Origin of the sequence: Schaalia sp., assembly GCF_050312375.1 — a bacterium.
Taxonomy (GTDB): Bacteria; Actinomycetota; Actinomycetes; order Actinomycetales; family Actinomycetaceae; genus Pauljensenia; species Pauljensenia hyovaginalis.
This window is the reverse complement of sequence record NZ_JBNOYB010000029.1, coordinates 1-8,287: the sequence shown is the minus strand read 5'-3', so window position 1 is coordinate 8,287 and position 8,287 is coordinate 1. Positions and strand designations below refer to the sequence as shown.

Sequence of the window (8,287 nt, the reverse complement as noted above, 5' to 3'; positions counted from 1 at the left end):
CCCTGGACAGTCGCACTGCTCCCGGCCCTTTCATCCCCCCGGGTTCGGCCCGTTTGGGGGCGGGGCATGGCTCGGCAGAGGTGCTGTGGGACACCCCGGGTTCGGCCCGTTTGGGGGCGGGGCATGGCTCGGCAGAGGTACTGGAGGACACCCCGGCTTCCGCCCCTTTGTGGGCGGGGCGTGGTTCGGCAGAGGTGCTGGAGGACACCCCCGGGTTCCGCCCCTTTGATTGCGGGGGCGTCTGTTCGGGCGTCGCGGGCTGTCGGTTGGGTGCCGTCTTGTCTGTTTGCGGCTTGACTCAGCCCCTTCGCTTCGCCATTCCGAGCAGGCTCGTCATGTCCTCGGGTTTGCCTGCGCCGGTGGCGGCGCTTGGCGACAAGTCGGACCTTCTGGCTTCTGGCTTTGACTACAAGTCGGACCTTCTGGCTTCCGGCTTTGACTACAAGTCGGACCTTCTGACTTCTGGCTTTGACTACAAGCCGGACGAACTGAAGAGGATTCGGGGAAATATCCGAAGAAACGTATAGCAATGTCCGACTTGTTGCCGGTGCGGGGCGGACAAGGGAGCAGCGAGGTCCGACTTGTTGCCGAGGTGAGGGCGAGTGAACTGGGGAGGTGTCTGACTTATTGCCGAGGTGAGGGCGAGTGAACTGGGGAGGTGTCCGACTTGTTGCCGAGGTGAGGGCGAGGGGGCCGGGGAGGCGAGGGGGGCGGAGTCCTCATCGCCTCGTATCTCGTGGAAGTCGTCTGTCTGAATCGCGGCCCGTCACCTTCGGGCGATCCTGCGGCGCGCGGAAATGATGTCCAGGATCTGTTCGACCACGCTATCCGGACGATGGAGGTCTGACCAGCGCACGCGAATCACCGTCCATCCGGCTTGGACGAGGAGGCGCTCCCGGCGTCTCTCAGCTTCTGCGGATCGGTGGACCTCCTCCAGGGTCGAGCCGTACTTGGCACGTCCGTCGAATTCGATTGCGAGTCCGAGTTCGGGGATCGCGATGTCGATGAAGGCATGCGTCCCGCGGACCTCGACGTGGACTTGGGTTTCGATTCCGCGTACTCCCGCTTCGACCAAGAGCCACAGGAGCCATGCCTCTCCGATCGATTCGCAGCCGGCATCTGCTGTTGCGAGGATCTTCCGCGCCTGCTTACGGCGTGCGGACCGAGTGGGCAGAGGTGCGAGCGCGTCGAGCGCGGATGCTCTGAGGGATCGCGTCGATTCGGGTAGCGGACGTTCTCCGGGTCGAAGATCGAGCAGCGCTCGGTACCCGAAACAGGCGAGGATGAACGCCATTCGCGGCGGGTGCAGGAATGCTGCGGAGAAGGTCGCGTGCGCGATGCTCTGAACGCGCACGCCGTGCTTGCGCGTCGCCCGCACTCGAGTGTGGGCGACATCCGTGAATCGCACTTCGATCTTCGGAGCGACGACTTCGACGCCCAGGATGACCGCGGGCAGTTCGAGAGGAGCCCGTGATGATGTGGATGATCGAGCGAATGCGATGCTCCCGCGCAACTCTGCCTCGAGTGGCTCGGGAAGGTCGAGACCGTGGATGAGCAGCGCGCTGCGACCGATGGCGATTGCTGAGGGTCTCATGCGTGCGACGGCGAAGATCCGTGCGATTTCAACAGCGCGGCGCTTCTTCCATCTGGAGTCGAGGGATTCCAGATAAGGGCCTTCAAGATATGCGCCGCGAGCGATGCGAATGCAGGGGACTTGAATGCGGTCTCGACGCTCCCGAGAGCGACCGGTGATATGGAGATGCTCGAGCACCTCGCGGATGGGGAGAGCTTCCATGCACCGAGGATGCGACTGGATGACAGAAGCGGGATAGGGGAGTGCGCCCGTCTGTGGATAAGTTCCGGCATCCAAGCGGTGGTGACAAGTCGGACTCTCTGCTGGTGGGGTCTGGCGATAAGTCGGGCTCTCTGGATTTTGGAGGTGGTGACAAGTCGGACTCTCTGCTGGTGGGGTCTGACGACAAGTTGGACTTTCTGGATTTCGGAGGTGGCGGCAAATCGGACGAACTGAAGAGGAATTGGGGAAATATCCGAGGAGGTGCATGGCAATGTCCGAGTTGTTGCCAGCGCAGGCCGGGGAGACGTCCGACTTGTTGTCAGGGCGGGCTGGACAGGGGTGCGGTGGGGTCCGACTTGTTGCCAGCGCGGGGCCGGCAGAGGAGTAGCGGGGTCCGAGTCGCTGGCGATGAAGGTCCGGGCGCCCCTGCGGAGGGGCCCGTGGTCCGAGTGACCCCAGGGCGGGAGAGCCGAAGACTGCAGGCATCCGATCCGTTACCGCCCTGAAGCTCCTGGGCGCGGAAGCGCCGGCCCGGCCGATGGCCCGAGCGGGCCCTGTCCTCGGGAAACGCAATATGAATACTTCCGTCCGGGCCCGTACCATGGGGGTTCGGAACTTCGAGCCCGGTGCCACAGCTATCCAGGAGGAGACATGGCGGACGAATCGCGTCGACGCAAGGTTCAAGACAGGATCCAGCAGACCGTCGCCAGTATGCTCGGTCGGCGGATCAAGGATCCGCGCCTGGGTTTCGTCACGATCACGGATGTGCGTGTGACGGGCGATCTTCAGCACGCGTCGATCTTCTACACCGTGCTCGGGGATGATGAGGATCGCAAGGCCACGGCTCGCGCCTTCGAATCCGCGAAGGGCATCATCCGTTCCGAGATCGGCAAGGCGCTGGGCATTCGCCTGACCCCTTCGATCGAGTTCCTCCTCGATGCGCTGCCGGAATCGGCCGCGGCGATCGAAGGCGCCCTCGCGGTGGCGAAGGCTCGCGATGAGGAGATCGCCAGGCTCGCCGAAGGGGCGCAGTACGCGGGCGAGGAGGACCCCTATCGCCATGAGGGTGATGAGCTCGAGGACGCCCCCGCCGAGTACGAAAGCGAGTACGAAAGCGAGTACGAACCCGAGGATGGAACCGAGGACGGAGCCGCCGTCGATGAGGACGACGAAAAGACCGACGCGCACGAGGGCGGCGATCGCTGACGATGGCGAAGCGCCCCGATCGCTCGGTTCCCGGGATCGTCGTCGTTGACAAGCCTTCGGGTCTGACGAGCCACGATGTCGTTTCACGCATGCGGAGGATGGCGCATACCCGCAAGGTGGGTCACGCGGGCACGCTCGACCCGATGGCGACCGGCGTCCTCATTCTGGGAGTCGGGAAGGCGACCCGGCTGCTGACGTGGATCACGGGCCATGAGAAGTCGTACACGGCGACGATCCGTTTCGGTGCGACGACTCTGAGCGATGATGCCCAGGGCGAGCTGCTCGAGGCGCGCGGGTGCGCGTCCATTGACGAGGGCGCCCTCGAGTCTGCGATGGGGGAGCTGAGGGGCCGGATCGATCAGGTCCCTTCGACCGTGTCGGCGAAGAGGATCGCGGGGAAGAGGGCTTACGCACTGGTCCGCGAGGGCGCGGAGGTCGAGCTGGCGGCGAACAGCGTGACGGTCCACCGTTTCGAAAGGGTGTCGCCCCTGCGAGGCGCGGTGCTCGACGGCCCCGATGGGCCGATCGGGGTGGTCGATGTCGATGTCGAGGTGGAGTGCTCCTCGGGAACGTATGTGCGTGCGCTTGCGCGCGACCTCGGCGAGGCTTTGGGGTGCGGCGCGCATTTGACGGCCCTGAGGCGCACGCGCGTCGGCGTCTTCTCCCTCGAGGATGCGAGGCCGCTCGCGGACCTCGAGGCGGAAGCCGGACGTGCGTTCGGCGGGGAGCCGGGAGGCGGCGCTGAAACGGGCGCTCCGAACGCTGAAACGGCGGTTCTCGGCGCCGAAGCGGTCGTTCCCGGCGGCGGAGCGACCGCCCTCGAGGGCGGGAGCCGGACTGAAACCCGCCCATCGGCCCCGCGCGGTGAGCCCTCGCCCTGCGGCGGGCCGTGCGACCCCGAGCCCGCTCCGGGCCTCATCCCCCTGGCCGATGCGGTTCGGATGCTCTTCCCCGCCCTCGTCCTCGATGAGCGAGAAGCGGGACGTTTCGCCCACGGCCAGGCCCCATCGCGGCCCGTGGAAGATGCGAACACGATCCCCGGACACCGCGATGAGCGGATCGTCGGCGCTTTCAACGCGGCGGGAGAGGTCCTCGGCCTGCTCGAGGCGCGCAAGGGGCGCTTCGCCACACTGACCGTCTTCCAAGGAGCGGCGCAATGAAGATCTGGTACGAGCTCGCACAGGTGCCGGGCGACCAGCGTTCTGTGGTGACGATCGGCAATTTCGACGGGATGCACAACGGGCACCGCCGGGTGGTCGCCTCCTGCGTGGAGCGCGCCGCGCGCCGCGGGGCCGAGGCCGTGGCGGTGACCTTCGATCCGCATCCGACCCAGGTGCACCGGCCCGAGCTGGGGCTCGAACTCATCTCGCCCCTGCGCGACAGGCTCGATGCGATGGCGGCCTCGGGTCTCGACGGGACCCTGGTCGTCCATTACGACGCCTCGGTGTACTCCCTGGAGGCCGAGGAGTTCGTCGAGGAGTTCCTCGTGGATCGCCTCGGCGCGATCGAGGTCGTCGTCGGTCAGGACTTCCGTTTCGGACGGGGGAACTCGGGCACGGTCGACACCCTGCGCGAACTGGGGCGCCGCTACGGTTTCGACGTGACGATGGTGACGGACATCGAGGCGCCGGAGGGCCGGCGCTGGTCGTCCTCCTGGGTGCGCGAACTGCTCGAGGTCGGTGACGTCGCGGGAGCCGCGCGGGTACTCGGGCACCTGCATCGCATCCGCGGCACGGTCGAGCACGGCTTCAAACGGGGGCGCGAGCTGGGTTTCCCGACGGCGAATCTGGGCGGCGGCATCGAGGGCGTCGTGCCCGGTGACGGCGTGTACGCCGGGTGGCTGGTGCGGGCAGTGCCGGGCACCCAGTCGGCGGAGTTCCTCCCCGCGGCGATCTCGGTGGGCACGAACCCGCAGTTCGAGGGCGTGGAGCGGACGGTCGAGGCGCACGTGCTGGGCCGTTCGGATCTCAACCTGTACGGGGAGAGGATCGCGGTGACCTTCGTCGCGCGGATCCGCTCGATGATGTCCTTCGACTCCGTTGAGGATCTGCTCCGGCGAATGGATGACGATCTGAGGCAGACGGCCTACGTCCTGGGGATCGCGGTGGCGACGCGCGTGGATCCCGCTGCGGTGACCGCTCGTTGAGCGGGGGGACGAGGGCGACGCGCCCGCGCGAGTGTCGGATCGCACAGGCTCTGGGCCGTGAAGGGCGTCACCTGCGCTGAAGTCGGGCGCCGGGCCCGTGCTAGCCTTGAAAGGCCGTCAGAACGGCCGCGGATTCCAAGCGGCGGGGACAAGCCCCGGCGCTCCGTGCAACGAGTGACTGAAGGAGAAGCCCGTGCCGCTGAGCAAGGACGTCAAGGACCAGATCATCGCCGAGTATGCGACCCACGAGGGCGACACCGGTTCCCCCGAGGTGCAGATCGCGCTGCTCACCCAGCGCATCAAGGATCTGACCGAGCACTTCAAGTACCACACGCACGACCACCACTCGCGTCGCGGCCTCCTGCTGCTCGTCGGTCGTCGTCGCCGTCTCCTCGGCTACCTGGCCTCGATCGACATCGAGCGCTACCGCTCGCTCATCGAGCGTCTCGGCCTGCGCCGCTGAGCCCGTCCGGCCCGATCCCCCGTCGGGGACCGGGCCGGAGCACTATGCGCGGGGCGCTGTGAACGGCGCGCCCGGCGCATGGAGAAGTACCGCCGAATCCCGTTCATCGATCGCGCACGAGCCGCCGGTTTTCGACAGTGGTTCACGGACCTCCCCGATCCTGGGATCGGTGGGATCGACGCCGTGGACTTCGATCGAAGGCCGAAGCGAGGCGCGAAGTCCCTTCCCCCTTCGAAAAGGAGAAAAGCCACCATGATGGAAGGCTCCGACATCATCGCCGCAGAGGCGATCATCGACAACGGCCGTTTCGGGAAGCGCACCGTGCGCTTCGAGACCGGCCGTCTCGCCAAGCAGGCCGCGGGCTCCGCCCTCGCCTACCTGGATGACGAGACCACGGTCCTCTCGGCCACCACCGTCGGCAAGAACCCGAAGGACCAGTTCGACTTCTTCCCGCTCACCGTCGACGTCGAGGAGCGCGCCTACGCCGCGGGCCGCATCCCCGGCTCCTTCTTCCGCCGCGAGGGCCGCGCCGGCACCGAGGCGATCCTCGCCGCGCGCCTCATCGACCGCCCGCTGCGCCCCGGCTTCGTCAAGGGCCTGCGCAATGAGGTCCAGGTCGTCGAGACGGTCCTGACCGTCCACCCCGATGACGCCTACGACGTCCTGGCGATCAACGCCGCTTCCATGTCGACCCAGATCGCGGGCCTTCCCTTCACCGGTCCGATCGGCGGCACCCGTCTCGCCCTCATCGACGGCCAGTGGGTCGCCTTCCCGCGCTGGTCAGAGCTCGAGCGCTCGGTCTTCAACATCGTCGTCGCCGGCCGCATCGTGACGGCCGAGGACGGCTCCGAGGACGTCGCGATCATGATGGTCGAGGCCGGCGGCGGCAAGAACCAGTGGGATCTCATCCAGGCCGGCGCGACCGCCCCGACCGAGGACGTCGTGGCCGACGGCCTCGAGGCCGCCAAGCCCTTCATCAAGGTCCTGTGCGAGGCCCAGATCGAGGTCGCCAAGTCCGCCTCGAAGGAGACCGCCGAGTTCCCGCTCTTCATCGACTACACCGATGAGCAGTACGCGGCCGTGGAGTCCTGGGTGGGCGACAAGCTCGCGAAGGCGCTGCTCACCGAGGGCAAGCTCGCCCGCGACGAGGCCGTCGACGCCGTGAAGGCCGAGATGCTCGCCGCTCTGGCCGAGTCGCACCCCGAGCAGGAGAAGGAGCTCAAGGCCGCCTTCCGCTCGCTCGAGAAGTACACGATCCGTCAGCGCACGCTCCGCGAGGAGATCCGCATGGACGGCCGCACCCCGCGTCAGATCCGTTCGCTGTCGGCCGAGGTCGAGGTCCTGCCGCGCGTTCACGGTTCGGCGCTCTTCCAGCGCGGCGAGACCCAGATCCTCGGCGTGACGACCCTGGCGATGCTCCGCATGGAGCAGCAGCTCGACAACCTTTCGCCGGTGACCGCCAAGCGCTACATGCACCAATACAACTTCGCGCCCTTCTCGACCGGTGAGACCGGCCGTGTGGGCGCCCCGAAGCGCCGCGAGATCGGCCACGGCGATCTCGCCGAGCGCGCCCTCATCCCGGTCCTGCCCTCGCGTGAGGAGTTCCCCTACGCGATCCGCCAGGTCTCGGAGACGATGGGTTCGAACGGCTCGTCCTCGATGGGCTCGGTGTGCGCGTCGACCCTGTCGCTCCTCCAGGCGGGCGTGCCGCTGCGCGCCCCCGTCGCGGGCATCGCGATGGGCCTCATGACCGGCGAGGTCGACGGCGTGAAGAAGGCCGTGACCCTCACCGACATCCTCGGCGCCGAGGACGGTTTCGGCGACATGGACTTCAAGGTCGCGGGCACGAAGGACTTCATCACGGCCCTTCAGCTCGATACGAAGCTCGACGGCATCGACTCGCAGGTTCTGCGCGGGGCCCTCGCCCAGGCGCGCGATGCGCGCCTCGAGATCCTCAACCTCATCAACATGGCGATCGACGGCCCCGATGAGATGAGCCCGAATGCTCCTCGCATCATCACCGTCCAGGTCCCGGTGGACAAGATCGGCGAGGTCATCGGCCCGAAGGGCAAGATGATCAACCAGATCCAGGAGGACACGGGCGCGGACGTCACGATCGAGGACGACGGCACCGTCTACATCGCGTCGACCTCCGGCGAGTTCGCCGAGGCCGCGCGCCAGATGGTCAACCAGATCGCGAACCCGCAGATGCCCGAGGTCGGCGAGCGTTTCATCGGGACGGTCGTGAAGACGACCTCCTTCGGCGCCTTCGTCTCCCTCACGCCGGGCAAGGACGGCCTGCTCCACATCTCGCAGGTGCGCCGCCTGGTCGGCGGCAAGCGCGTGGAGTCGGTCGAGGACGTCCTTCAGGTCGGCCAGCAGGTCGAGGTCGAGATCGCTGAGATCGGCGATCGCGGCAAGCTGAGCCTGCACGCGGTCCTCGATGAGGCCGCTGCCGCCGCCGAGGCCGAGGCCGCCGGTGAGGAGAAGTCCGAGCGCCCGGAGCGTGCGGAGCGCCGCGAACGTTCCGAGCGCCGTGAGCGCCGCCCGCGCACCCGTACGCGCCGCAAGCGCGAGGACGAGGGCGAGGCGCCGGCGTCGGATCCGAGCGAGGACTGATCCTCGGATTCCGATGAGGCGCTGAGCGTCCGATTCGACTGCGGAGGGCCGGGAGCGA

7 protein-coding genes are annotated in these 8,287 nt (G+C 67.4%); 6 read left to right on the top strand and 1 reads right to left on the bottom strand.

The features are described 5' to 3' along the window. On the top strand, nucleotides 1–527 hold a 527-nt coding region (locus tag ACQY7V_RS02155), incomplete at its 5' end, for a hypothetical protein (RefSeq protein WP_428638681.1). A 239-nt stretch (nucleotides 528–766) separates the two neighbouring features. Here ACQY7V_RS02155 and ACQY7V_RS02150 read toward each other — a convergent pair. Then, nucleotides 767–1,594 carry an endonuclease domain-containing protein gene (locus tag ACQY7V_RS02150; protein ID WP_235361376.1) on the bottom strand — a complete coding sequence of 276 codons (828 nt, stop codon included), beginning with the start codon at nucleotides 1,592–1,594 and terminating at the stop codon, nucleotides 767–769. A gap of 852 nt (nucleotides 1,595–2,446) precedes the next feature. Between ACQY7V_RS02150 and rbfA the strand changes: the two genes are divergently transcribed. The 5 genes from rbfA (at nucleotide 2,447) to ACQY7V_RS02125 (ending at nucleotide 8,229) form a co-directional block, all read left to right on the top strand. After that, a complete protein-coding gene (rbfA, locus tag ACQY7V_RS02145) occupies nucleotides 2,447–3,001 on the top strand; it encodes a 30S ribosome-binding factor RbfA (protein WP_428638679.1) in 555 nt (184 codons plus the stop codon). 2 nt (nucleotides 3,002–3,003) lie between these two features. Next, nucleotides 3,004–4,161 carry a tRNA pseudouridine(55) synthase TruB gene (gene truB, locus ACQY7V_RS02140; RefSeq protein ID WP_428638677.1) on the top strand — a complete coding sequence of 386 codons (1,158 nt, stop codon included), beginning with the start codon at nucleotides 3,004–3,006 and terminating at the stop codon, nucleotides 4,159–4,161. Next, nucleotides 4,158–5,147: a bifunctional riboflavin kinase/FAD synthetase gene (locus tag ACQY7V_RS02135; RefSeq protein ID WP_154478732.1), complete on the top strand. Its 990-nt coding sequence runs from the start codon at nucleotides 4,158–4,160 to the stop codon at nucleotides 5,145–5,147. Before truB ends, ACQY7V_RS02135 begins: the two co-directional genes overlap by 4 nt. A 193-nt stretch (nucleotides 5,148–5,340) precedes the next feature. Continuing rightward, complete coding sequence (gene rpsO / locus ACQY7V_RS02130) at nucleotides 5,341–5,610, top strand: 30S ribosomal protein S15 (RefSeq protein ID WP_184452326.1); 270 nt, start codon at nucleotides 5,341–5,343, stop codon at nucleotides 5,608–5,610. A 252-nt stretch (nucleotides 5,611–5,862) separates the two neighbouring features. After that, on the top strand, nucleotides 5,863–8,229 hold the full coding sequence (locus ACQY7V_RS02125) for a polyribonucleotide nucleotidyltransferase (RefSeq protein WP_428638675.1): 2,367 nt from the start codon (nucleotides 5,863–5,865) through the stop codon (nucleotides 8,227–8,229). Nucleotides 8,230–8,287 lie beyond the last annotated feature (58 nt).